Raw genomic sequence first — 23493 nt, 5'->3', positions numbered from 1 at the left:
TAGGAGACTGGCACCGTGCTGCTGGAAGGCTATGCGTCGCTGTTGACGCGCGTTGAATTCGACATCCCGCACATGGAGGTGTCGATCGGCACCGGCTGCCGCCTGTCCGCCCGCGAGCGGGTGGGTAAACTCGACGTGGTCACCATCACCGGCGATGGCGGGCCGATCCGCTTCGCGCTCGAGCTGCCGCTCGGCGATGCCGAGGGGTACTGGTATCCCAATGCCGGGCACTTTCGCACCCTGCCGCCAGATTGGCGGGGGACCGACAAGACCAGCATCATCTCGTCGAGCCCGCTCGGCTGCCTCTACGACCGGGTCGGGCGGAGCATCCTCGCGTTCGGCTTCAGCGAACAGATCGAGGAAAGCGTGCTGCGCTTCGGCATCTCCGAGGAGCACAAGAGCTTTGTCGTCTACTACGAGCACGATCCCAAGGGGCCGGGCACGGTGCGGCTGGCGCTAGCGCCGCCGGGGCTCGACCACGGCGAGACCATCGGCCTGATCCGCGACTGGCTGCGCGAGGATGTCGGCGCGGCGCTCCCGGTGCCGCATGTCGGCACGGTGCCGGTCTACAGCACCTGGTACACCTACTCGCAGGCGGTCGACGCCGAAAAGGTGATGCGCGAGGCGGCGCTGTCTCGCGAGCTCGAGTGCCGCGCGGTGATCATCGACGATGGCTGGCAGAAGTTCGGCTCGGGCCGCTGGTATGCGGGTTGCGGGGACTGGATTCCCGACACCGACAAATTCCCCGACCTCTGGGCTCACGTGGCTGGTCTTCGCGGCCTCGGCCTTTCGGTCATGCTGTGGGTGGCGCCGTTGATGCTGGGGCCGAAGAGTGCCGCGGCCGCGTGGCTGAAACCCTACGCACCACACTACTCGGAAGGGCTCAAGGCCTCGGTGCTAGATCCACGCCACCGGCAATCGCGCGAGCATTTCGTCGAGACCTGCGTGCGGCTGGTGCGCGACTACGGCATCGATGGGCTGAAGATCGACTTCCTCGATAGCGCCGTGGTGTACCAGGGCACCGAGACGACTGGCGACATCAAGGACGTCGGACAGGCCATCCACGCGACGCTGGTGCAGCTGAAGGAGGGCCTGCGGCTCGCCGGGCTCAGCGAGGTGCTGATCGAGTTCCGCCAGAGCTATATCGGCCCGGCCACCGCCCCTTACGGCAACCTGCTGCGCGCCGGCGACTGCCCGGGCGACGCCATCCTCAACCGCCGCTCGATCGTCGACACGCGAATGATCGCCGCCGGCCAGGTGGTGCATGCCGACCCGGTGCTGTGGGATCCGCGTGCCGGCGCCGAACCCGCGGCGCGGCAGTTGCTCAATGCCTATTTCGGCGTGCCGCAGCTATCCATGGAGCTTTCCACCCTACCTGAAGAACAGCGCCGGGCGGTCCGCGCGGTGCTGTCGAGCTGGATGCGGACACGCGAAACTGTGCTGTTTGGGGCGCTGAGTGCCGGACTGCCGTCGGAGAACTACCCGGTGATCCAGGCCCGACACCAGAACAAGCTCGTCGTCGGCGTCTACCAGCCGATGGTCGTGGAGATCGACCTCACCGGCATTGACGGGGTCACCGTTCTCAACGCGACTGCGGAGGCTACTGTCGTCGTGCGCTGGACTGGCGGCGCGAGACGTGTTGATGGAGAGGCACGGAGCGTCACGGGCGATCTGGCCGGGCGGTCCCTCATCGAGGCGAAGCCCGGGCTCAGCGAACTCGCCATTCCGGTGTCGGGGATCGCCACGCTCGATGTCAAAGAGGGCTGAATCGGAACGGATGCGTAACGAGGCATGACACGCTTGCCGGATAACAAGGGCCCCGTGGAAGAGCCGCCACCGCGGCAGCGCCCGCGCTCGCCTGCGGGCAATGTCAGCCTCGCCGCCATCGCCGAAGTGGCGGGGGTGAGTGAGGCGACGGTCAGCCGTGTGCTCAACCGCAAGTACGGCGTTTCCGCTGCGACCCGCGAGGCGGTCGAGCAGGCGCTGCGCAAGATCGGCTACGAGCGCACGCTGCACGGCGAGGTGGTGATCCTCCTCGTGCCCAATCTGATCGACCCGATCTTCGGGGCGATGTGCGACCAGATCGAAACCCAGATCACCCCGTATGGTCTACGGGTGGTGGTGTGCCCAGGCGTCAACCAGGAGCGCGACTACATCGAGTCCTTGCTCGATGCCGGCGTCGCGGCGGTGGTGTTCCTGTCGTCGAGCAACACGACGCGCCATTCCGACCCGGTGGCCCGGCAGTTGCTGATGTCGCGCGGGGTGCCGTTCATCGGCGTCAATGGCGGCTTCCCCGATACCCCGACCCCGACCTTCTCGACCGACGACTGGCGCGCCGCCGAGATCGCCGTCGGCCATCTCTACGACCTGGGCCACCGCCGCATCGGCATGTGCGCCGGCCCGTTCGGCAACACGCCGGCCGATCGCCGCGTCGAGGGGTTCGTGCAGGCAATGGACCGGCGCGAGCTGTTCAACTCCGAGGACTTCGTGGTCCGCCAGTATTACGGCATCGAGGGCGGGCGGCACGCGGCGGAGGATCTCCTGGCGCTCGGCGTCAGCGCCATCGTCGCCTCCAGCGACGAGATGGCGCTGGGCGCCATCCGCTCGATCCACCGCAGCGGGCTGCGGGTGCCGGCCGATATCTCGGTCATCGGCTACAACGATTCCTACATCCTCGATTTCACCGATCCACCGCTCACCACCGTACGGCAGCCGATCGAGCGGATCGCCGAGAACACGACGCGCGCTATCATGGCGCTGATCGGCAACCGCGCGCTGCCGCTGACTGAAGTACTGATCGAGCCGGAGATCCGGCTGCGGGGGTCAACTGGACCGGTGAGCCAGAAATAGAGAGGCCCAGACTAGGAGGTGGAACTCCAGCTGGGCCTCAGTCATCGGGCGGCGAAGCCCGACAACGCGGTCCTGATAGACGCATGACGTCCGGGAGTCCAGCGGACAGATCGCCTCAGCGCAAAACTATCCGTGAACCTCATCGGCTCATTCCGGCCATCGGTCGTCGGGCCGCCAGAAGCCGAGCTTGGGCGTGTTCCACTCGTCGGTGGGGAGGAACATCGTGCCGGGCGTACGTAGATTCGCTTCGATCGCCTCGAGATTGAGGTCAACGCCTAGGCCCGGCTTGTCCGGCACGGTGACGTAGCCATCGGCCATGTAGTCGGGCGCGAGGCCGGTGACGAGGCTTTCCCAGAACGGCAGGTCGAGGCCGTGGTGCTCACAGGCGAGGAAGCTCGAGATCGAGGCCGCTGTGTGGATGTTGGCCATGAAGCCGATGGGCGAGCCGGCGCAATGAAGCGCGGTCGGAATGCCCTCTTCTTCCGCATCGTCGGAGATGCGCTTGGTTTCCATCAGTCCGCCGGAGGTCAAGAGGTCCGGATGGACGATGTCGAAGGCGCGCGTGCGGATGGCCTCACGGAAACCGTCGCGGAGATAGAGGTCCTCACCAGCGGCGATCGGGGTCAGCAGGGCATCGGCGATCTTCTTGTGGCCCGGGATGTCGAAGCGCGACACTGGGTCCTCCATCCAGGCGAGATCGAACTTCTCAAGTGCCTTCCCAAGCCGGATCACCTCGTCGGAGGTGAGGTAGCCCTCGCCGAAGTGATCGACGCAGATCTGCACGTCGGCGCCTACCGCCGTGCGCACTTCGCCGACCACATGGGCGGCACGCTCGATGGTGGCCTCGGTCAGCTTTACGCCGCGGCCATGCATCGGAGCCTTGAACGGCCTGCCCTCTTCATAAGCGAAATCGTACCTGGCCTCGTTGCCGATCAGCGGGCTGTCGCCGGTCTCGAACAGTGACGGACGCAGGTCGAACTTGATCCAGGTCAGGCCGCGACCACGGCGGCCCAGCACGGCGTCGACGAAATCCTCCGGGGTCGGATCGTCGGGCGTCGGGGTATCGCCGTAGAGGCGGACCTTGTCGCGGTGCTTGCCGCCGAGCAACTGGTAGCACGGCACGCCGTAGACCTTGCCGATCAGGTCCATCAGCGCGATCTCGATGCCCGAGACGCCGCCGCCCTCGCGTCCCCAGTTGCCGAAGCGCTTGATGGTGCGGAAGATCATGTCGACGTGGCAGGGGTTCTGCCCGATCAGCATCGACTTGAACTGCAGCGCGTTCGACGCATGGCCGGCGTCGCGCACCTCACCGAGGCCGTAGACGCCCTGGTTGGTGTCGATCCTCAGGATCGGATAGTCGTAATTCGCCGCCACGACGGCGAGGCGCATGTCGGTGATGCGCAGTTCCGATGGGCTCGAGTGGGTGCTGACCGCGTCTTCCATGCGCCCCAGTTGGATTTCAGTCACGATTCCTCCTCGCTTAACACTGCTTTTCTGTTCAGTCTGTTGCTAGCGGCGGTGCGGGTAAGCGGGCAGCATCAGGTCCCGCAACCCGTCCATGATGGCCGCCGCCTCCTCCCGAGCGGCATCGTCAAGCGCCCGGAAACCGGACTGCCGGACCGCCGCGTGCGGGATCACGCCCCGCATTTTCAGCACTTCCTTCATCAGCAGCATGCCGTAGTTGCTCTCCATATCGAGCAGCGGCAGCAGGCGCTGGAAGATGTCCCGGGCGCGCTTGTCATCCTTGGCCTCGATGGCCTTCCACAGCGCCACGTGCACATCGGCGATCTCGCAGGCGGGCATGGTGCCGGACACACCGTGGCGGACCTCCTCCATCAGGGTCTTCCCAGCCTTGCCGCCCATAACGCCTTCGAGCTTGTCGCCGCAGAGCCGGATGATTTCGCCCACGGTCTGCGCCGGATAGCCCGACTCTTCCTTGACGAAGCGGGCCGTCGGGATGTCGTTGACCAGTTCGGCGATCAGCGCCGCGCCCATCGCCGAGGCGCCCTGCCCCGCGACGTTCTGGATCACCAGTGGCAGCGAGGTCGCAGCACCGATGGCGCGGTAGTGCGCCTTGATGTCGGCGGGGCTCGACGGGTGGAGCGTCGGCGGCAGCGACATCACCGCATCGGCGCCGATGCTCTCGGCATGGCGCGCATAGTCCGCGGCGAGCAGGTAGTGCGGCGCCGAAACGGCGACGATCGCCGGCACCTTGCCCTCGGCCTTGCCGACGACGACCTCGGCGGCCCGTCTGCGCTCGGGTTCGCTGAGGTAGCCGCCCTCGCTGGCCAGCGCATTGGCGACGACCCCGTGCACGCCCGCCGCGAGGCAGAAATCCATGGTCCGCTCCAGCGCTGCCTCATCCAGCCTGACATCATCGGTGAACGGCGTCGTGACGATGACGAAGATGCCGCGGAAAGTGCTGCGATCCATGGGTGTTTGCCTCGTTGGGGGATCATGCGCCGGCGAGCGGCAGGAGCGGATGGTACCGGCCGCTTTCAGCAGTGACCAGTCGACCATTTGCTCATCCGCGATCGTCTCCGGTTCCAGTGATTTGGGCGCCTAAGCGGCTAAAAAACCTCACTCTTCGGTTGTCGCCATTGCCTCGATGCGCCACTGTCTCGGCAAAGAGAAACGGGGGAAACGATGACCAAGCTCGGCGAAACACGATCGCTGGTCTGGGCGCATGGCGTGGTCAGCGTCGAGAGCCTCGGCGGGATGATCGGGCCGACGCTGTTCGTTCTGCCTGACGGCCGCCAGGTGGCCCCGTTCCAGATCGCGCCATGGGCAAACGAACCGGGCGGCGAGGCATTGCCCGGTATCCTGAAGCGGTTGCGCGGTGAGTGGCCGTGTGTGCCATTCGGAGTGGATGGAGATCGCCCGGCGAAGGGCGAATGGCCCGGGGCGACAGCCAGCCCGACGGTCGATACCGATCCGCATGGGTTCAGCTCTAACCACGACTGGACGTTCGAGGCGGGCGGCTACGGCGGCATTGCGCTGAGCATCGCGTATCCGGACAGTCACCCGATCCGGACGCTCCATCGCCGGGTCACGCCAGACCCCATGACCACCGCGCTCGATTTCGAACTCACCATCGATGTGCGCGCTGACTGCACCCTGCCGCTGGGGCTCCACCCGTCGTTCCGGCTGCCCGCGAAACCCGGTGCGATGCACATCGAGGTGGGCAGCAACATCACCGGCGCCACCTTTCCCGGTCCGGTCGACGACACCTCGATCTTCGAGCAGGGTCAGTTTCTCACGCCCTGGCACAACGTGCTGCTGCGCGATGGCACCCGGCTCGATGTCAGCCACGTACCACTGCCGCAGGCGACCGAGGAAATCCTGCAGCTGCTTGATATGACCGGCACGGCGTCCCTGTGGAACAGTGCCGAGGGCTATCGGGTTAGGCTCGAGTGGAACCCCGAGCACTATCCGAGCGCGTTGCTGTGGATGTCCAATCGCGGTCGGCAGATGGCGCCGTGGAATGGCCGGCACCTGGCGCTGGGGTTCGAGCCGATCTGCTCGGCGTTCGATCTGGGCCCGCAGATATCGACAGCCGATAATCCGATCTCGCGGCGCGGAACGAAAACCGCCCGCCGGTTCACTGCCGGCGAGCGGTTCATAACGTGTTATCGGATCGCTGTGGAGCCCGCCGATATCGTCTGACCGCGGCGGGTGGTCATCAGCCCTGCGGAGCGAAGCGTACCAGCACCGTTCGGATCTCGCGTGGTGCTAGTTCGACCGTCAGTGCCTTGCCCTTCAGTTCCAGCGCATGGCCCGGATGCTCGATGGGGTCGGCACTTCGTGCGGCCGCCGGATTGCCGGTGAAGGTCACGGTCTGCTTCACGGGCTTGTCCGAGAGGTTCTGCAGCCGCAGCGCCACCCAGCCATTGTCCTCGCCTGGCTTGCACGTCACCAGCACCGGCGACTTCTCATCCGTGCCGAAGAAGCTGTCGCTGGTCTTGCCAGTGGGCTTGATGTCGCGCATCGCCACCGGCGGCACGGCGACTTGGGCTGCGAAGCGGGCGGCAGTGGCCGCATCCGCGGGGCCTTCGTGGGTGGTCAGTCGATAACGTAGCGGGATGCGGCCCGACTGCGCCGACTTGAAGTTCACCAGCCAGTGGTTGTTGAGGGCCCAGCTCATGATGGTGGGGCCTTCGGGCTGGAGCGTGCGGTCCCACTTGCCGGTGGTGATCCCGCCCAGATGCACAAGGGGGGCATCAAGCGGCACGACGGTTACACCGCGCTTGCTGTCGCTGACATCGACCCAGCGCCCGACCGGGTACCAGTCCTTGGCGCCGCCATCGAGCTGGTCCGTGTTGGGCACCGACGGGATGCCGTTGAGATCGAGCAGGAAGTTGTGTGCGTCGAGCTTGAACGGGAAGGCGACGAACACCGCCTCGGCGTTGGCATGCTCGAGCTTGTCGATGCTCCAGTCGACCACCACGCACTTCGTATCGGCATCGAGTGCGTAGACTGCGCTGGCGGCGGAGACGCCGGGGGCTGCGATGTGCACGGTGATCGAGGCGCGGCCTTCGAAAATCACCGCAGGATCAAGGGTCACCTTCGTCGCCGTCTCACGCTTCCACGGCGTGTCCGTGTGGCCGGTGAAGAACTCCGGCTTGTCGAAGCTGATATCGGCGATGGCGAGCCGGTCTTCAGGCGAGTCCACGGTCTCGTAGACGTACTCGCCCGGGCCCCAGCCTTGGTATTTGCCGGCGAAATCGTGGCCCTGCGCCTTGTCGAACAGCTCGGCGATGGCGCCGGTTTTGGCGTCGATGCGGATGCGGTAGTGCCGGTTCTCGATGGTATCGCCGTCGGCCTTGAGGTCGCTGGAGGGAACGCCCTTTTTCAGGTCGAGGAAGGCATACCCCATCGGCGGGATGGTGCCGGCAACGCGGCGGATCTCGGGAATAGGACGTGGCCCGCCCCAGGTGCTGCGGCGATTGAAGAAGGTGTCGAGCATGCCGACCGGGGCAGCGCCGCCGCGCGGTTCGGGCTCCTCGACGATGACCTTGCGCTCCCAGGGTAGCGTGTTGAACACCAGCAGCTCATCGATCCCCGACGGCTTGAAGGCCTCTTTGGGATCGAGATTGCCGAGGTTGAAGATGCCTTCCGGGCCCTTGGTGCCGAGCGGTGCGGCCAGCGCGTTGGCGGCCTTGGCGACCGAGCCGTGGCCTTCCATGGCGGCGGTATAGGCGAAGCCGGCCTTGCGGTTCCATTGCGCCTGGCTGAACAGCGAGTGTGGCGCCTCCACGGAGGAATAGGCGCCCCAGGTGTGCTCGTCGAAGAGCGTCATCGACTCGTAGATGGCGGCGGCGCGATCGGCGTTCCACTCGCCCTGCCCTTTGCTGCGGCGCCAAGCCTCGAGCGCTTCGCCGATGCCGACGATCTCGTGGGCGGCGCGGTTGACACCGACTTCGAAGGCGGAGGAACCGACGCCGTCGGCCCAGTGATCGGTCCAGTCGCCGCGCTGGGTGCCGATGGATTGGTCATACTTGCTGTCCAATAGTCGCCCGAAGTCCGTCACGGTGATGAACTGCATCTGAACGTTCTTGCGTTCGTCATTCCACCGCCGGACGAAATCCGGCATGCGCGCGTCGGGAGGACCGTTGTCGACTCGCACTGGGTGGGTGGATTCGCAGTAGAGGAAATCGAACGGGTAGCTGTCGTCGTTCTCGAGTTCGTCGATCCAGCGCGGCAGCAGCCGATCGACCAAATCCCAGTTGCCGAGGCCGGCCTGGCTGCGGCCGAAGAGGTAGTGGTAGCCGTTCCAGGCCAGCACCTTTTTGCCGCTCGGACCTTCCCAACGGAAGGCGCCGGGGAACGGCTTCGGTCGCGCGCCGCGGATCGGGTTGATGGCGGCGGTGTAGAACGTGATGCCGAGGTCGTGCAGCAGGTCGGCATAGAGCCAGGAGACGCCATTGACGTCGTCCTGCATCGCCGCCTCGACATGGAAGCCGAACTCGTCGCGCAGGGCCCGGAGCGGATAGAGCGAGCGGTGCATCTGCTCGATATTGAGCAGCGGCGTCATGTTGTACTGCATGCCGGCGATATCGATGCGGCCCTGCTCGTGCCAGTGGCGGAAGCGGGCGATCTCGGACTTGCTCGCTTGCCGCAGGTACTTGAGGAAGGGGCCGGTGGTCTCGACGGTCCAGCGATACTGCGCCTCGGCCGGATAGGCATCGGTCGCTTCGATCAGGTCGAGAGCCTGGCCGACGAACTCGCCGTGCTGGCGCAGCGCCAGCTCCTGATAGTCGGTGAACCCGATATCGGTGTGGGCGTGGTTGCAGATGTAGATCGTCTTGATCTTGCTCATGGCGTTCCTCCGTCGGCAGGCCGGCTTATGCGGGGTAGATGGCGACGCGGGTCCAGGCGCGTGGGGCGACCTTCAGCCGGACTTCGCCATTGGCGGGCAGTGCTTCCAGCACTTCGCCGGAGAGTGTCGTGCGATTGGCCTTGGCGGGGACAAGCGTGCCGGCGCCGATCCTCGCTTCAACCGTATCGCCGCCCGGGTTGAGCAGGGTCAGTGCCACGCCGTTGCCGTCGGCCTCGATGCGGGTCAGCAGCAGCGGGCCGAGGTCGGGGTTGAGTAGGCTGGCTGCCGTCGACTTCACCGCGCCGCGTTCGGCGTAGACGTGGGCCGCCAGCGGCTGGACCCGGGCCAGCGCGCCTTGCACCGAATTGCCGAGCTCCTGCCGTGCGCCGGGGAGCAACCAGAAGCGGAAGCGGGTTTCGCCGCCCTGGTCGGCCTGGAAGTTGGTGCTCCAGTAGTTGTTGGTGAGCCAGGCGAGCAGCGTCGGGTTCTCGCGCACGACGCGGCCATCGGGATCGCCGAAGCGGCCGAAGGTGAAGCCGCCGATCTGCCAGAGCGGCACATCCGGGCAGGCGACGGTCAACTCGCGCTGGCTGTCGCCGATGCGGATGAAGCGCTGCGTGGTGATGTAGTGGCGGCTGGCGTAGGGCAGTTGCTCGTCATCGAGCTTCACCACCGCGCCGCCGGTTTCGTAGTCGACGTCCCAGCCGCTGCCGAGCGCTGCCGGCATCGGCAGGTAGATCGAGTGGGCTTCGGAGAGCGGGAGCTTGGTGACCACCGCGTCGATCGACAGCGCCACGTCATCGGGGAGCAGCCGGTAGATCACCTCGACCTTGTCGCCATTGGCCAGCTCGAACGACTGGCTGATCTTGGCGCTGCCGCGCTCGACGATTGCGCTGGTGCTGGCGACCTTGGCCGGCACGTCCCGCCTGGCCTTCCAGTCGAGGTGCCAGGCCTTGTGCCAATCGGGCGACTCGAGCTCGACCACGTCGAACATGTCGGTGCGGATGCCGGAAGCGATCCGCTCCAGTACCGGCACGCCGAACTTCAGGTTCTCGGCGGCAGCGCCGGCATACTCGACACCGTCGAGCTTCAGCGAGGTGACGCCGCCGCCCTGCTGGTCGAGGGTCACGGTGAGGCGGCCGTTGGACAGCACGCCGTCCTTGGCCGAGAGCTTGCCGTTGTCGTTGGGCACGACACCCTCGGCGGGCATCGTCACGTAGGACAGCGCGGGGACGGCGATCGGCCTGGTCCAGTAGGCGCGTTCGTCGCTCAGGTCCGACATCACCACGTCCTGCCGCTGGATGCGATGCGAGGACGGGCCGGTCGGTACCAGGTCCTCGAGGCCGAATCCGCGCTTCGGGTCGGGGGCCCCGGCAAGCGGCGGCAGGTAGGGCAGCCGCAGCGACTGGGTGACCGGGAACGGGTGCGGGTTGAATACCAGCAGGGTCGGATCATCTCCACCGGCGTCGATCGCCAGCTGCTCCAGGGCATCGCGGCGCAGCATGCGGGCGACGCTGGCGCCTTCGGCCGCGGTGACCAGCTTCAGCAGCTGCTGGGTGCGGGTCTCGGGTGAATACGGGTGGCTGATCGAGCGATCGGCGCCCCAGGTGTGCTCGGCATAGAGCGCGAGGCCGTTGCGGGCGACATCGTGCAGCATGGCGCGGCGGCGTGGCTCCTCGCCCGGGTGCCAGGCTTCGCCGGCGAGGGCTGCATCAAGATCGCGCTGGCCGCGAAGCGCCTGCGCCGTCTCATGCGCCGTGCTGCCGGCGCCAAAATTCCACCAGTCGGTCCAGTCGCCGCGCAGCGTCGGCAGGCTGTCCTTGGGCTGGGCGCGGACCCGGTCGAAGAACTCGCTGAGGGTGCCGAAGCGCAGCTTGATGCCGCCCGACGGAGCGTTGCCCTCGTTGAAGCGGCGGATGAAATCGGGGAGCGCGGCCTGCGGCGAACCGTTGTCGTGGTAGCGGATGTTGGTGATCTGCATCATCAGGAACGGATGCGGGTAGCCGTCGTCCTCGAAGCGCTTGGCCCAGTTCGGGACACGCATACGTGCTTCGTCCATGTCGAGCGGGATGCGCAGGCTGCGGTCCGAGGTCACGCCGTAGATGAAGCCGTTATAGGCCGTGATGGTGCGACCGCCGGGGGCTTCCCAGTTGAAGGCCCGCGGCCACGGCTTCAGGGCGTGGCCGTAGTGCTCGTTGATGGCCATCGAGACGCCGGTGATGCCGTGGTCGAGCAGCGCATCGACGACGCCCCAGGGCAGGCCGTTGACGTCGGTGTTCATGGCCGAGCGCACCGGAATGCCGAGATCGCGGAAGAACTTCACCGGGCGCAGCACGTCGACCACCATCGAGTGGTCCATCAGCGGAGTCATGTGCCAGCCCATGCCGGCCACTTCGAACTGGCCGCGCTTCACCGCCGCCATGAAGCGGTCGCGATCGGCGTTCGAGGCATGCTTCCACCAGTCGACGGTCACGCCGGTGACCTCGCAGGTCCAGCGGAACTTCGCGTCATCGGGGTAGTCCTGCGTGCGCTCGGCGATATCGAGCGCCTCGTCGACGAAGCGGCGGTGCAGTTCCATCACCACCGGCTGCGGGTGGGTGTAGCCAATGTCGGTGTGGCTGTGATGGACGAAGAGGATTTCTTTGATCATCGGGTGGCTCGGATCATCGGGTTGAGATTGGGAGGAGTGGACCGCCTAGAAGGCGGCGAGCTTGACCGACATCGGCGTGCCGACATCGAAATGCTGGAGGGGCTCGGAGAGGGTGCCGGACGACTGGTCGACGGCGAACACCGTCAGCCGGTCGGAATCCTGGTTGGCGACGACGAGGTGCTTGCCCGAGGGGGAGAAGGCGAAATCGCGGGGCGTGGCGCCGCCGCTGGGCCAGCGGCCGGTCTGGGTAAGCTCCCCGGTAGTGGCGTCGATTGCGAGGCCGAGGATCTCGTTGCAGACGCGCAGACCAACGAAAAGATGCCGGTTATCGGCGGTCAGCAGGATGCCTGCCGGCTGCACGATGCCGCCGTCGAGCGAGGGGATCGAGAAGGCGTCCCGCTGGGTGAGAGCGCCCGCGTCCGGGTCGACTGCGAGGCTGACGACGGTGGGGATCAGCTCGCTGACCATGAAGATGGATCGGCCATCGGCAGAGAACACTAGGTGGCGCGGGCCAAGGCCGGGCGGCAGGGTGAAGTCGCGTACCGGTTCGTGCGTCAGACTACCGTCGGCTCCGAGGCGGTACGCCACCAGTTTGTCGATGCCGAGATCGGCGACGTAGACGATGTCGCCTGATGGAGCCGGCACGACGCAGTGTGCGTGTGCGGTTGTCTGGCGTGCTGCGTTTGGGCCGCTACCTTGGTGGCGCACGCTGGCAACAGTTGCGCGCAGAGAGCCATCACTGGCGATGGGGAAGACGCTGACGGAATGGTCCGGCCAGCCCGCCGGGTTGGCGCCGTTGTAGTTGGCGACCAGCAGGAATTTGCCGTCCGATGAGAGGTTGGCGTGGCAGGCTTCGTTGCCAAGCGTCGGCTGGCGGTTGATCAGCCGGAGCCCGCCGGGTTCGACCGCGTAGGCGGCAATCGCACTCTCGCGGGTGCCGGTGATCTCGCAGGTGGAGTACAGCCGGCCGCGCGCCGCATCGGTCACCAGCCACGCGGTGTCGTCGACTCCCCCGACGAGATCGAGGGCGCTGAGTCGGCCCGCCTGCTCGTCGAACGCGAGCCGCGTGATGCCCTGCCCGTTGGCCGCGCCGTATTGCGGCATCGGGCGCGTCAGGCTCCCGGTGAATGCGTAGACCGCCAACTATTCCCTCCCTTTTTCCTCAGCCATCGCCCCTGCGTCCTGCCGGCGCTTGCCAACCCTGTCGTTTGGATACAGGATCGATGGCGATTGACACAACTAGTATGGTAGACCTACAACGTCTTGGCAAGGGAGGACGATGCCGGTGAACGACACAGCCAAAACCGCAGCGAACACAGTGCTGGTGACCGGCGCCGCGATGGGCATTGGCCGCGCCGTGGCTGAGGCCTTGTCGGCTGAGGGACGCGATCTCGTGCTGTTCGACCTCAACGCCGAGGCGCTGCAGGCGACGGCGAAAGAGCTCGGCGGCAAGCATGCGGTGCAGGTTGGTTCAGTCTCGAATCTTACCGACTGCGAGGCCGCGGTAGCACTCGCGGTCGACCGCTTCGGCGGGCTCGGCGGTGTCTCGCACAATGCCGGCATCCAGACCTACGGCGATGCGGTTTCGACCACGCCCGAACTGTGGGCCAAGACGCTCGATACCAATCTCACCGGCGGCTTTTACGTCGCCAAAGCGGCGATGCCCGAGCTGCGGCGCAACAAGGGCGTGATCGTCCTGACCGCATCAGTCCAGGGCATGGCCGCACAGAAGGGTGCGCTGGCCTATGTGGTCGCCAAGCACGGTCTGATCGGACTCGTCACCGGCATGGCGATGGATGAAGCCGCCAATGGCGTGCGCGTCCTCGGCGTCGCTCCCGGTTCGGTCGAAACGCCGATGCTGCGCTGGGCCATCAACCTCGATCCCAATCCGGCGGCGCTCGACGAAGAAATCGACGCGATGCACCCGATCGGCCGCCGCGCCCAGCCGCGCGAGATCGCCGAGGTCATCGCCTTCCTCCTCTCCGACAAGGCCTCGTTCATGACCGGGGAAACCGTGCGCGTTGATGGCGGCATGCTGGCGCGCATCCCCGGCGCTCCCCGAAAAAGCTGAGACCATTTATGAAGATCGTCGACATCAAGGCCACCACCGTTGCAGTCCCGCTCGAGGCACCGCTGCGGCATGCGTCGGGCGCCCATTGGGGACGGTTCGTGCGCACCATCGTCGAGGTGGTGACCGACGAGGGGATTTCCGGCTGGGGTGAACTCGGTGGCGGCGGCGAGAGCGCCGAGAACACCGTCAAAAGCCTCCTGCCCTATCTCAGGGGCCACGATCCGCTGCAGCTCGAACAGCTGCGCTGGAAAATCATGAACCCGGTGGCCAGCCTCTACAATTCGCGGATGCAGGTGCATGCGGCGCTGGAAATGGCCTGCATGGACGTGGCCGGCAAGGCGCTCGGTGTCCGGGCCTGCGACCTGATCGGCGGGGCGCTGCGCGAGTCGATCCCGTTCGCGAGCTACCTATTCTACCGCTACGGCAACGAGAAGAACGGTTTTGGCGACGAGTTCTCGGCCGAGGCGCTTGTCAACGAAGCCAAGCGCCAGAAGCAGCTGCACGGCTTCAAGTCGCACAAGCTGAAGGGCGGCGTGTTCGCGCCCGAGCACGATGTAGAAGTGTTTTCCGCCATTGCCGACGCCCTGCCCGGCGATCGCTTCCGGCTCGACCCCAATTCGGTGTGGTCGGTGGAAGAGTCGATCTGGGTGGCGAAAGAGATCGAGCATATCCGCAACGACTATTTCGAGGACCCGTGCTTCGGGCTCGAAGGGATGCGGCGGCTGCGCGATCGCATCTCCATCCCCACCGCGACCAACACGGTGGTGGTGAATTTCGAGCAGCTCGCCGCCTGCATCAAGCATGACGCGGTGGATGTGATCCTGCTCGATACGACGTTCTGGGGCGGCTTGCGGCAGGCCTACAAGGCCGGCCAGGTGCTGGAGACATTCCAGTTCGGCGCCAGCGTCCACTCGTCGGGCGAACTCGGCATCCAGTTGGCCTCGATGCTGCATCTGGGCGCGGCGCTGCCGAACATGAGCTTTGCCGCCGACGCGCACTACCACCACCTGCTCGACGACATCATCGTGGGCGGCAAGCTGAAATACGTCGACGGCGAGATCGCGCTGCCCAAGGGGCCGGGGCTCGGCGTCGAGGTCGACCGCGAGAAACTCGCGCAGTACGCCGCCTATTACCGCGAGGTCGGCGGCTACACCTACGACCGCGATCCGCAACGCCCGGACTGGTACTCGATCCAGCCCGAGATGCGCTACGCCGACCCAGCCGGACGATAAGAGGCGCCATGGCAACCGTTACCCTCCGGGACATCATCAAGATCTACGGCGAGTACGTCGCCATCAAAGGCGTCGACCTCGACATCGAGGATGGCACGTTCGTGGTGCTGGTCGGGCCATCCGGCTGCGGCAAGTCCACGATTTTGAGGATGATCGCCGGGCTCGAGACCATCTCGCATGGCGAGCTGAAGATCGACGGCAAGCTGGTCAACGACCTGCCGTCGCGCGACCGCGGCATCTCCATGGTGTTCCAGTCCTACGCGCTCTATCCGCACATGAGCGTTTCCGACAATCTCGGCTTCGGGCTGCGCATCAGTGGCGTGCCAAAGACTGAGATCGCCCGGCGGCGCGGCGAGGCGGCCAAGATGCTGGGGCTCGATCCCTACATGGATCGCCGGCCGTCGCAGCTTTCGGGCGGGCAGCGCCAGCGCGTCGCCATCGGCCGCGCCATGGTGCGCGAGCCCAAAGTGTTCCTGTTCGACGAGCCGCTGTCGAACCTCGATGCCAAGCTCCGCAACCAGACGCGCATCGAGATCAAGCGGCTGCAGCGCCAGCTCGGAGCGACGGTGGTGTTCGTCACCCACGACCAGGTCGAGGCGATGACGCTGGCCGACAAGATCGTGGTGCTGAACGACGGCCGGGTGGCGCAGATCGGCACGCCGCTCGAGGTGTTCGAGCGGCCGGCGAACATGTTCGTCGCCGGGTTCATGGGTGCGCCGTCGATGAACATGCTGAAGGCCGAGGTCGGTCCGGGCAACACCATCCGGGCGGCCGGGCTCGATATCCCGGTGCCCGCGGATCGGTTCGCCCTGCCCGCCCAGGGTACGGCGGTGACGCTGGGCATCCGGCCCGAGGACATCGTGCCCGAGGGGCACGGCACGCGACCCGACCTTGGCGCCGATTTCAGCGCCGAAGTGAGTTTCGCCGAGATGCTCGGCAACGAAAGCCTGCTGTTTGCCGACCTCGGTGGGACCGAGATCGTCGCACGCATGCAGCACCCGCGCGCGCTCGAACCGAACCAGTCGGTGCGGTTCCGCATCGACGGCACGCGCGTCCACGTCTTCGACAACGGAAGCCAGAATTCGCTGCTCCGCTAAGGGGCAGCGGGAACAACGACAAGGGAGAGAGACATGTCGTTTATGAGGACTATGACTAGCGTGGGCCTAGCTGCCCTCGTGTCAGCCAGCGCCGCGCAGGCCCAGGACCTGATCCTCAACTCGGACAAGACCGAGTGGAACCCGGGCATTACCGCGATGATGGACGCTGCCGGCGCCGCCGCGGGCGTCAAGGTCACGGTGCAGGACATCACGCCGACCGACAAGTATCAGGCGTACATGCAGACCTCGATCGCCGGCAACAATGCGCCGGCGTTCTTCACCTGGTGGAACGGCCAGCAGCTGAGCGACCTGGTGGCGACGGGCATTCCCGCCGACCTCAGCGCCAACTGGGATGCCGCGATCGCCAATGGCGACTACTCGGAAGCGCAGCGCGAGCTGGTCAGCGTCGACGGCAAGCCCTACGGCGTGCTGCTGAACGTCGCCAACTGGGTGGTGTTCTACAACACCGCAGCGTTCGAGAAGGCCGGCATCGCAGCGCCTCCCACCACCTGGGAAGAGCTGATGGCCGACGCCGACAAGCTGAAGGCGGCGGGCTACACCCCGTTCAACGGTCCGACCTCGGGCGGCTGGATGCCGTTCATCTGGTTCAGCCAGCTGGTGCTCGGCGGCGACCCGGACGCCTTTGTCGGGCTGACCGACGGTACCGTGCCCTATGACGGCCCGGCCGTGCAGAACGCCTTCAAGGTCTGGGGCGACATGTATGCCAAGGGCTACTTCACCGACCCGCGCGAACAGGACGACCAGAAGTTCTTCGTCGATGGCACGGCCGCCATGTACCTGATCGGCGACTGGCACTCGGGCTCGTTTGCCGAGGCCGGGATGGAGCCGGGCAAGGACTTCAAGACCTTCCTGATGCCGTCGCTGTCGCCGGATGTGCAGCAGTCGGTGATCGTCGAGGCCTCGCCGATCGTCGTCTCGAAGGCGGCGCTCGATGCCAACCCCGAACTCGCCAAGGCGGTGCAGTCGATGATGGGCGTCGACGCCTCCAATGCGCTCGGCACCAAGATCCAGGTCTACAACGGCAACCTCAAGGCCGCAGCGCCCAACGCCACGATCCAGGCCAACAAGGACATGGTGGCTGCCGCCAAGCCGCGCGCCCTGGTGCGCTGGTGGGAAGCCGTGCCGTCGCAGATCCAGGGCGATCTCGTCGCTGCCATGGGTGCCTTCATGTTCAACCCGACCCCCGAGCAGGCGGCCGAGTCGATGAAGACCATGCAGACGATCAACGCCGACTACTGGGCCAGCAAGTAAGCCAGTTCCTCCCGCCGGTCGCGCTCTCGGGCGCGACCGGCACCCCGATTGGAGCGCCTCAGATGATTGCCACCGCCTCGGCCCTGCTCTCGCCGGAAGTGTTGAAGGAAGCGCGCCGGCGGGAACGGCGGGTCGCCTGGCAGCAGACGCGCGTCGCCTGGCTGTTCATCGCGCCGGCGGTGATCATGGTGACGCTGTTCCTGCTCACCCCGGTGGTGTTCAACGTCATCCTCAGCTTTACCAAGTGGCAGAAGTTCACCGGGCTCGACCAGTTCGCCGGCTTCAACAATTACGCCCGGCTGTTCCGCCTGCCGTATTTCTCGGAAGCGCTGTCCAATACCGCAGTCTGGGTGGTGGGCGCCGTCATCTTCCCGTTGGCGGTCGGCCTCGGGCTGGCGCTGCTGCTGCGCAACATCCCGTTCCAGGAAACCTTCAAGAGCCTGTTCTTCCTGCCGCGCGTGCTGGCGCCGACGGCGGTGGCCGCGATCTGGTACTACGTGTACGCGCCGCGCGGCGTGCTCAACTCAGCCGTTTCCGGGATCACCGGCACGCCGTTCGATTTTGGCTGGCTGTACGATCCGGCGACCATCACCGGCTCGGTGATCGTCACCTTCGTGTGGCAGACCGTCGGCATCACCATGGTGCTGCTGCTGCTCGGGCTCGCCGCGATCCCCAAGGATCCGGTGGAGGCGGCGCGGGTCGATGGCGCCTCGAACTTCCAGATTTTCCGCCACATCGTCTGGCCGCTGCTGCTGCCGACCGTGCTGGTGGTGACCATTCTCAACGTCGCGGCGGGCTTCACCACCTTCGACCTGCTGTGGGTGATGGCAACCTCGTTCCCCGGCAAGCGCACGCTCTCGCTCGCGGTCTACATGTACTACGAGAGCTTCTCGAACGGCGCCTGGGCCTATGGCTCGGCAGTAGCGGTGGTGCTGGGCGCCATGGTGATCACCGTCAGCGCGCTGCTCGCCGTGGTGCAGGCGCGCGTCAGCAAGAACATCCGGTAGGCAGATCATGGCAGTCGATATCACCGACAAGGCGTTCATCTCGGGCCTGATCGCGAAGGAGAAGCGCACGCAACGCCAGGGTGGCCGCTGGCTGGTGGTCCCGATCCTGGCGCTCACCATCGCCTACTTGACGCCGCTCTATTACCTGTTCGTCACGATCTTCAAGACGAGCGAAGAGTACGCCAAGAAGGGCGTGCTTGAGCTGCCGGACAGCCTCGCGCCGCTCGCCGACAACGTGGTGCAGGCCTGGACGATCGCCAATCTCGGCCAGGCGGCGATGAACTCTTTCAGCTATGCGCTGGTCGGGGCGGTGCTGTCGGTGTCGTTTGCCGCGGCGGCGGCCTACGGCATGACGCGGTTGCACCTGCTCGGTTCGAACGGCTGGTTCATGCTGATCTTCACTGGCACGCTGTTCCCGTTCCAGATGTACCTGGTGCCGCTGCTGTTCGGTTATCAGCGGCTTGGACTGGTCAACACCTGGTTCGGCATGCTGCTGGTCTACGTAGCGATCTGCATCCCGTTCCCACTGCTGGTGCTGCGCAACTCGTTCTCGGCGATTACACGCGAGGTCGACGAGGCGGCACGCATCGAGGGGGCGAGCGAATGGCGGGTGTTCACCTCGATGATCGTGCCCAACGCTATGGGCCCGCTGATCGCGCTGTTCCTGTTGCAGTTCACCTTCATCTGGAACGACCTGCTGTTCTCCTCAATTCTCGCCAACGGCATCGAGGTCCGTTCGATCATGGTGGCGTTGCAGTCGCTGCAGGGCACCTATTCGACGCTGGGGCCAAACGTGGTGATTACCGCGACGCTGATTTCGAGTATCCCCACGGTCTTGCTGTTCATCGCCCTGAGGAAGTACTTCATGGCTGGACTGCAGCTGGGGACCAAATGACGGCAAAATGGCAATGAAGGCGCCCAAGGCGATATCAGCTGCGAAAACGGCAGCAGCGGAGTTGGGGAGCGACAGCGTCTACAGCCCGCGCCAGGATGGCGGCTCGATCGCCAGCCAGGTCTACGAGCACCTGATGCAGCAGATCCTCGATATGCAATTGCAGCCGTTCCAGGAATTGTCCGAGGCCCGCCTCGCCGCCGAGTTCGGGGTCAGCCGTACCCCGGTGCGCGAAGCCTTCGCCCGCCTCGCCCGGCGCGGGCTGGTGGAAATCCTGCCACAGCGCGGCACCGTGGTGTCGCCGCTCAGCGAGAACCTGATCGCCAAGTCGCGTTTCATCCGCGAGGCGCTGGAGCGCCCCCTCGCCCGCCTCGCGGCCGAGCGGCTGACACCGGAGATTGCGGCGCTCCTGAAGCGCGAGATCGTGCTGCAGCAGACCTTCGCGGGGCTCGGCGACGACCAGGATTTCCTCAAGTCGGATGACCGCTTCCACGCGCTTATCGCCAAGGCGGCCGGCTTCGAGACGATCTGGGACGACGTGCGCGAGGCGAAGTTCCACATGGACCGCATCCGCCGGCTGTCGTTGCTCAGCCAGGAGCACATGTATTTCATCGTCGGCGAACACGAGGAAATCCTCGCCCGCCTGCAGGCAGGCGACGCCAAGGGCGCTGACGAGAGCATGGCGGTGCACCTCGTCTCGGTGATGCGCGAACTCGACGTCATCCGCTCGGCGCACCCCGAGTATTTCGTGCGCGTGGCCGCCGCGGCGGAGCACTAGAGGCCGCGCTTCGACGATATCGGCACGTGGATGGTGCCCAACGTTCGGGCTGTTATCCGCCGAGGCCTGGTATTGCCGCGACCTTGCCGCTAAGGCGGGCCCCGAAAAACAGGCTCGCGGGGAAGGTGCGGACAAAGCGGCGCATCAGGCCGGCGGTCATGGGCCGGGAAGCGAGGCCAGCCAGCGCCGATGCCGTGAGGATCCGCAGGGCGAACTGCTTGTGCCAGGCGGCTGCATAGCGCTGCCCGGCCTGCTCGCGCCCGGCTTCGTCCCACGTGCGAACACCGGCCAGTTCCGATGCCAGCAGCCAGCCGGACTGGAGCGCCATCGAAATTCCCTCGGCAATGATCGGGTGGGACTCGCCGGCGACGTTGCCGACGCGGAAGATGTCGGCCGCGTAGCAAGCGCGAATGCCGGGGCGGATGGGGCCTGCCGCCAGCCACGCACCATCGAGACTGGCATCACGCAGGACAAGGGCAGCGCCGGGGCAGGAGGCGAGGATGTGCTGATGGACCGCCTCGCCCGCAGACAGGCGCCGACTGGCGGCGCGGATGGTATCCAGTTGATCTCGCTGGATGCAGCAGGATAGCGACATCCGGCCTTGATCTGCCCAGACCATGCCGCCATAGCCGCCGGGAAAGGCCAGCAGCGGCATCAGATCGGGCGGCAGGGCCGAATCCCGAAAATGCGCCTTGAAGCCGAGAAAGTCGGAGGGGCGGTGCTGTTTTTTCGACTGAGTTGGGAGGCCGCCCGGCTCCCACGACCCATGGGCGGCGATGAGCACCGGGGCGGTCAGGATGTGATGCTCGCTACCGCTTTCGATGCGGATGGCCCAATCCTCGCCATCGCGGAACGCTGCAACCGCCTGCCAGCGCTGCCACACCGTCGCCCCCGCTTCGGCTGCCACCTCGAGCAGCAGCGTATCGAGCACATCGCGCCCGAGCGCCCGCCCGAACGCGTCGGACGCGGCCCGCGGCATCATGGCTTCGATACCTCGCCCCGCCGCAAACAGGGCGAGGCGCCGCACCTCGGGCCCGGCGAGACTGCGCACTCTGTCGCCGACCCCTAGCCGGTCGAGCAATGCGAGGTTCACCGGCGAGATGAACTCGCCGCAGACCTTGCTGCGCGGGAAGGCACTCTTTTCGACAATGGCGACCGCGCGCCCCTGCCGAGCGAGCGCGATCGCAGTCGAGGCGCCGGAGGGACCACCACCGATGATGATGGCGTCGTACCTCACGGCGCGGCCTCTACTGCTGAGAACACGTGGGTGAAGGGCCCTACGGCTCGTTCCCGAATCTTCATGCGGTCGGCGTCCGGCCATAGGCGGGACAGTTCCTGGCCCGCGAAGCCGGCTTGGACGCTGACGGCGGCATCGTGCAGCGTGACTGCGTTGGCCCCGATCACTCGCAGCAGTCCGGTTGCCGCCAGCGCCACCGCGCCGCGTCTTGGTTCGGTCGCCACGAACGCCGGGGCCAGCCGCCTTGCGGCGGCCAGCAGCCGGGTCAACTGGGCTTCATCAAAGTGGTGCAGGAACAGGTTGGCAGTGACGAGGTCGAACTCCCCTGCCGGGCGCTGCTCCATCCAGGCCAAGGCATCCGAGGTGACGGTGTCGACCCGCCAGCCGAGCTCGACGAACGGCCGTCGCCGCTCAGATGGAACCAGGTCCTGCTGGTCGAGAAGCACGACCTGCACGTCGGGCCAGTGTCGCGCCATCCGCCTCGCCACCGCCAGCATGAAAGCGCCGTCGCCGCAGCCAATCTCGAGGATCCGCCGCGGAGGCCTCTGCAGGTCCTTGCGCAACCGCCGGGACATGATGGCGGCCTGGAACATGATGGCATTGATCCAGGCCAAGTCGCGGCGCGACCCGATCGCTTGCGCGTCGGTCGGCGGCAGGTGGTCGAGCAGTTCCGGCGTGAGCCGGCGCTGCGCCAGGACGCCGGCCATTTCAGGCAGCGTCGGCGGTGTGGAACATGAAGGTCTCGGCCGTCAAACCCGGGCCGAAAGCCATAGCGCAGCCGATCTGGTCCGCCTGCCGATGTTCCAGCATGTCCGCCAGCACGAACATCACCGTCGCCGACGACATGTTGCCGTTCTTGCGCAGCACCTCGCGCGACGGCCGCAGCGCTTCGCCGTCGAGGCCAAGCGATCGCTCAACGGCGTCGAGCACGGATTTGCCGCCTGGGTGGATGGCCCAGAGGTCAACATTGTTCAGCCCGCGACTGCCGAGGATATCCGAGATGCCGGTGCCGAGCGTCTCGTGGATGGCAGCGGGCACCTGGCCGGATAGCACCATATCGAAGCCGTCGTCGCGCACCGTCCAGGTCATCAGGTCGCGGCTGCCCGGCGCGACGATGCCATGGAAGCTATCGAGCGCGATGCCGGTCGGCTCGGCGGTAACCAATGCCGCCGCTGAGCCGTCGCCCCACAGGAGGAAGGTGAGCAAGCGCTCGAGATCGGTGGTTTCCTTGAGATGCAACGTGCAGAGCTCGATGTTGACGGTGAGGACCCGCGCTTCGGGAGTGGACCGGACGATGTGGCGCGCCAGCTTGAGCGCGTTGACCGCGGCGTAGCAGCCCATGAAGCCGATGATCGTCCGCTCGATCGACGGGTTCAGCCCGCAACGTGCGATGATTTCGAGGTCGACTCCCGGCGCGGAGAAGCCGGTGCATGTGGTGACGATGAGATGGGTGATCCGCGCGGCATCTTCGCCAAGGTTGAGCCCCTCCACTGCCCTCTGGGCCAATGCGGGGGCGGCCTCGGCGAACAGGTCCATGCGCACCGCCGTCCCCGGGAATGCACCGCGCCGGAACCGGCCAGCGGCGTCGACGGTCGGGCCATTGGGGTCGGCGGCCGAAGGATAGCAGGCGAAACGATGCTCAATGCCGCTCTTGGTCGCCATGCGATTGAATATGGCCTGGCGGCGCGGATCGTCGGCCAGTTGCGAGCTCGCGAAACCGAGCGAGAACTGGTGGACGTCGTGGTCGGGAACCGCGGCGGAAATCTTGTTCACGTAGGCCTGGGTAGACATCACGGCTCCTTGGTTAGGCCCAAGGGACCGGGGAGCGGACGCTTACCCCTGGGCTCTCAGGGGTAACACTCGCGGTGTCGGTTTATTCCACCGGCCGGTGGCGGCCGTGACGCAATATCAGCAGCGAGTGAAGGATTGGCGCGCCCTAAGAGATTCGAACTCCTGACCCCCAGATTCGTAGTCTGGTGCTCTATCCAGCTGAGCTAAGGGCGCGCACGGCCGGGATAGTGTTCCGGCGGACGGCGTGACCCATACATTGCGTTCCGCAGCATTGCAAGCAGGGTTGCGACGACAATT

The 23493-nt window shown here is 66.1% G+C and carries 18 protein-coding genes and 1 tRNA gene; 10 read left to right on the top strand and 9 right to left on the bottom strand.

The features are described from left to right. The first annotated feature begins 15 nt into the window (after positions 1 to 15). Entirely contained in the window at positions 16 to 1767 is a 1752-nt protein-coding gene (locus tag AC1DV8_RS13375; RefSeq protein WP_477157776.1) for a glycoside hydrolase family 36 protein, read from the top strand. Positions 1768 to 1791: 24 nt separating this feature from the next. Then, the gene (locus tag AC1DV8_RS13370; protein WP_477157775.1) at positions 1792 to 2850 is read left to right on the top strand and encodes a LacI family DNA-binding transcriptional regulator; all 1059 of its coding nucleotides are present in this window, start codon (positions 1792 to 1794) and stop codon (positions 2848 to 2850) included. Between the two features lie 147 nt (positions 2851 to 2997). Here AC1DV8_RS13370 and AC1DV8_RS13365 read toward each other — a convergent pair whose 3' ends face one another. Then, positions 2998 to 4317, bottom strand: a complete 1320-nt coding sequence (locus AC1DV8_RS13365; RefSeq protein WP_477157774.1) for a mandelate racemase/muconate lactonizing enzyme family protein — start codon at positions 4315 to 4317, stop codon at positions 2998 to 3000. A gap of 42 nt (positions 4318 to 4359) precedes the next feature. Further along, complete coding sequence (locus AC1DV8_RS13360; RefSeq protein ID WP_477157773.1) at positions 4360 to 5283, bottom strand: dihydrodipicolinate synthase family protein; 924 nt, start codon at positions 5281 to 5283, stop codon at positions 4360 to 4362. 213 nt (positions 5284 to 5496) lie between these two features. Here AC1DV8_RS13360 and AC1DV8_RS13355 point away from each other — a divergent pair, with 213 nt between their 5' ends. Further along, entirely contained in the window at positions 5497 to 6516 is a 1020-nt protein-coding gene (locus tag AC1DV8_RS13355) for a hypothetical protein (RefSeq protein WP_477157772.1), read from the top strand. Between the two features lie 16 nt (positions 6517 to 6532). On the opposite strand, the gene AC1DV8_RS13350 is transcribed toward AC1DV8_RS13355, so the two are convergent. Genes AC1DV8_RS13350 through AC1DV8_RS13340 form a run of 3 tightly spaced genes read right to left on the bottom strand, consistent with a single transcriptional unit; the run spans position 6533 to position 12962 of the window. Continuing rightward, the gene (locus AC1DV8_RS13350) at positions 6533 to 9169 is read right to left on the bottom strand and encodes a glycoside hydrolase family 38 N-terminal domain-containing protein (protein ID WP_477157771.1); all 2637 of its coding nucleotides are present in this window, start codon (positions 9167 to 9169) and stop codon (positions 6533 to 6535) included. Between the two features lie 25 nt (positions 9170 to 9194). Next, the gene (locus AC1DV8_RS13345) at positions 9195 to 11819 is read right to left on the bottom strand and encodes a glycoside hydrolase family 38 N-terminal domain-containing protein (protein ID WP_477157770.1); all 2625 of its coding nucleotides are present in this window, start codon (positions 11817 to 11819) and stop codon (positions 9195 to 9197) included. A 45-nt stretch (positions 11820 to 11864) separates the two neighbouring features. Next, positions 11865 to 12962 (bottom strand): lactonase family protein, encoded by a 1098-nt coding sequence (locus AC1DV8_RS13340; protein ID WP_477157769.1) that lies wholly within the window; start codon positions 12960 to 12962, stop codon positions 11865 to 11867. 142 nt (positions 12963 to 13104) lie between these two features. On the opposite strand from AC1DV8_RS13340, the gene AC1DV8_RS13335 reads away from it, so the two are divergent. The 7 genes from AC1DV8_RS13335 (at position 13105) to AC1DV8_RS13305 (ending at position 20168) form a co-directional block, all read left to right on the top strand. Beyond that, positions 13105 to 13890: an SDR family NAD(P)-dependent oxidoreductase gene (locus AC1DV8_RS13335; protein WP_477157768.1), complete on the top strand. Its 786-nt coding sequence runs from the start codon at positions 13105 to 13107 to the stop codon at positions 13888 to 13890. 8 nt (positions 13891 to 13898) lie between these two features. Further along, entirely contained in the window at positions 13899 to 15122 is a 1224-nt protein-coding gene (locus AC1DV8_RS13330; RefSeq protein ID WP_477157767.1) for an enolase C-terminal domain-like protein, read from the top strand. Between the two features lie 8 nt (positions 15123 to 15130). After that, positions 15131 to 16219: an ABC transporter ATP-binding protein gene (locus AC1DV8_RS13325; RefSeq protein WP_477157766.1), complete on the top strand. Its 1089-nt coding sequence runs from the start codon at positions 15131 to 15133 to the stop codon at positions 16217 to 16219. A 51-nt stretch (positions 16220 to 16270) separates the two neighbouring features. Then, positions 16271 to 17491: an ABC transporter substrate-binding protein gene (locus AC1DV8_RS13320; protein WP_477157765.1), complete on the top strand. Its 1221-nt coding sequence runs from the start codon at positions 16271 to 16273 to the stop codon at positions 17489 to 17491. 62 nt (positions 17492 to 17553) lie between these two features. Further along, the gene (locus AC1DV8_RS13315; RefSeq protein ID WP_477150712.1) at positions 17554 to 18498 is read left to right on the top strand and encodes a carbohydrate ABC transporter permease; all 945 of its coding nucleotides are present in this window, start codon (positions 17554 to 17556) and stop codon (positions 18496 to 18498) included. A gap of 7 nt (positions 18499 to 18505) precedes the next feature. Next, positions 18506 to 19393 carry a carbohydrate ABC transporter permease gene (locus tag AC1DV8_RS13310; RefSeq protein WP_477150713.1) on the top strand — a complete coding sequence of 296 codons (888 nt, stop codon included), beginning with the start codon at positions 18506 to 18508 and terminating at the stop codon, positions 19391 to 19393. Between the two features lie 7 nt (positions 19394 to 19400). Then, on the top strand, positions 19401 to 20168 hold the full coding sequence (locus tag AC1DV8_RS13305; protein WP_477150714.1) for a GntR family transcriptional regulator: 768 nt from the start codon (positions 19401 to 19403) through the stop codon (positions 20166 to 20168). Between the two features lie 52 nt (positions 20169 to 20220). On the opposite strand, the gene AC1DV8_RS13300 is transcribed toward AC1DV8_RS13305, so the two are convergent. The 4 genes from AC1DV8_RS13300 to AC1DV8_RS13285 all read right to left on the bottom strand — a co-directional run bounded on the left by AC1DV8_RS13300 (position 20221) and on the right by AC1DV8_RS13285 (position 23409). Then, positions 20221 to 21405, bottom strand: coding sequence for an NAD(P)/FAD-dependent oxidoreductase (locus tag AC1DV8_RS13300; protein WP_477157764.1), 1185 nt, complete (start codon positions 21403 to 21405; stop codon positions 20221 to 20223). Beyond that, entirely contained in the window at positions 21402 to 22112 is a 711-nt protein-coding gene (locus tag AC1DV8_RS13295; RefSeq protein WP_477150716.1) for a class I SAM-dependent methyltransferase, read from the bottom strand. Before AC1DV8_RS13295 ends, AC1DV8_RS13300 begins: the two co-directional genes overlap by 4 nt. Before the next feature lies 1 nt (position 22113). Next, a complete protein-coding gene (locus AC1DV8_RS13290; RefSeq protein ID WP_477157763.1) occupies positions 22114 to 23196 on the bottom strand; it encodes a type III polyketide synthase in 1083 nt (360 codons plus the stop codon). 136 nt (positions 23197 to 23332) lie between these two features. Next, positions 23333 to 23409 (bottom strand) — tRNA-Arg (locus tag AC1DV8_RS13285). Positions 23410 to 23493: the final 84 nt, after the last annotated feature.

It is taken from the genome of Devosia sp. P3_B2 (assembly GCF_056402875.1).
The sequence above is the reverse complement of the archived record's forward strand: the minus strand, read 5'-3'. Positions and strand labels throughout refer to the sequence as shown.

Bases quoted from the DNA above. Each gene is read 5' to 3' on its own strand.
- AC1DV8_RS13370 (WP_477157775.1), top strand. From the start codon at position 1,792: ATGACACGCTTGCCGGATAACAAGGGCCCCGTGGAAGAGCCGCCACCG.
- AC1DV8_RS13320 (WP_477157765.1), top strand. From the start codon at position 16,271: ATGACTAGCGTGGGCCTAGCTGCCCTCGTGTCAGCCAGCGCCGCGCAG.
- AC1DV8_RS13305 (WP_477150714.1), top strand. From the start codon at position 19,401: ATGGCAATGAAGGCGCCCAAGGCGATATCAGCTGCGAAAACGGCAGCA.
- AC1DV8_RS13355 (WP_477157772.1), top strand. From the start codon at position 5,497: ATGACCAAGCTCGGCGAAACACGATCGCTGGTCTGGGCGCATGGCGTG.
- AC1DV8_RS13325 (WP_477157766.1), top strand. From the start codon at position 15,131: ATGGCAACCGTTACCCTCCGGGACATCATCAAGATCTACGGCGAGTAC.
- AC1DV8_RS13345 (WP_477157770.1), bottom strand. From the start codon at position 11,819: ATGATCAAAGAAATCCTCTTCGTCCATCACAGCCACACCGACATTGGC.
- AC1DV8_RS13350 (WP_477157771.1), bottom strand. From the start codon at position 9,169: ATGAGCAAGATCAAGACGATCTACATCTGCAACCACGCCCACACCGAT.
- AC1DV8_RS13295 (WP_477150716.1), bottom strand. From the start codon at position 22,112: ATGGCCGGCGTCCTGGCGCAGCGCCGGCTCACGCCGGAACTGCTCGAC.
- AC1DV8_RS13315 (WP_477150712.1), top strand. From the start codon at position 17,554: ATGATTGCCACCGCCTCGGCCCTGCTCTCGCCGGAAGTGTTGAAGGAA.
- AC1DV8_RS13330 (WP_477157767.1), top strand. From the start codon at position 13,899: ATGAAGATCGTCGACATCAAGGCCACCACCGTTGCAGTCCCGCTCGAG.
- AC1DV8_RS13310 (WP_477150713.1), top strand. From the start codon at position 18,506: ATGGCAGTCGATATCACCGACAAGGCGTTCATCTCGGGCCTGATCGCG.
- AC1DV8_RS13290 (WP_477157763.1), bottom strand. From the start codon at position 23,196: ATGTCTACCCAGGCCTACGTGAACAAGATTTCCGCCGCGGTTCCCGAC.
- AC1DV8_RS13360 (WP_477157773.1), bottom strand. From the start codon at position 5,283: ATGGATCGCAGCACTTTCCGCGGCATCTTCGTCATCGTCACGACGCCG.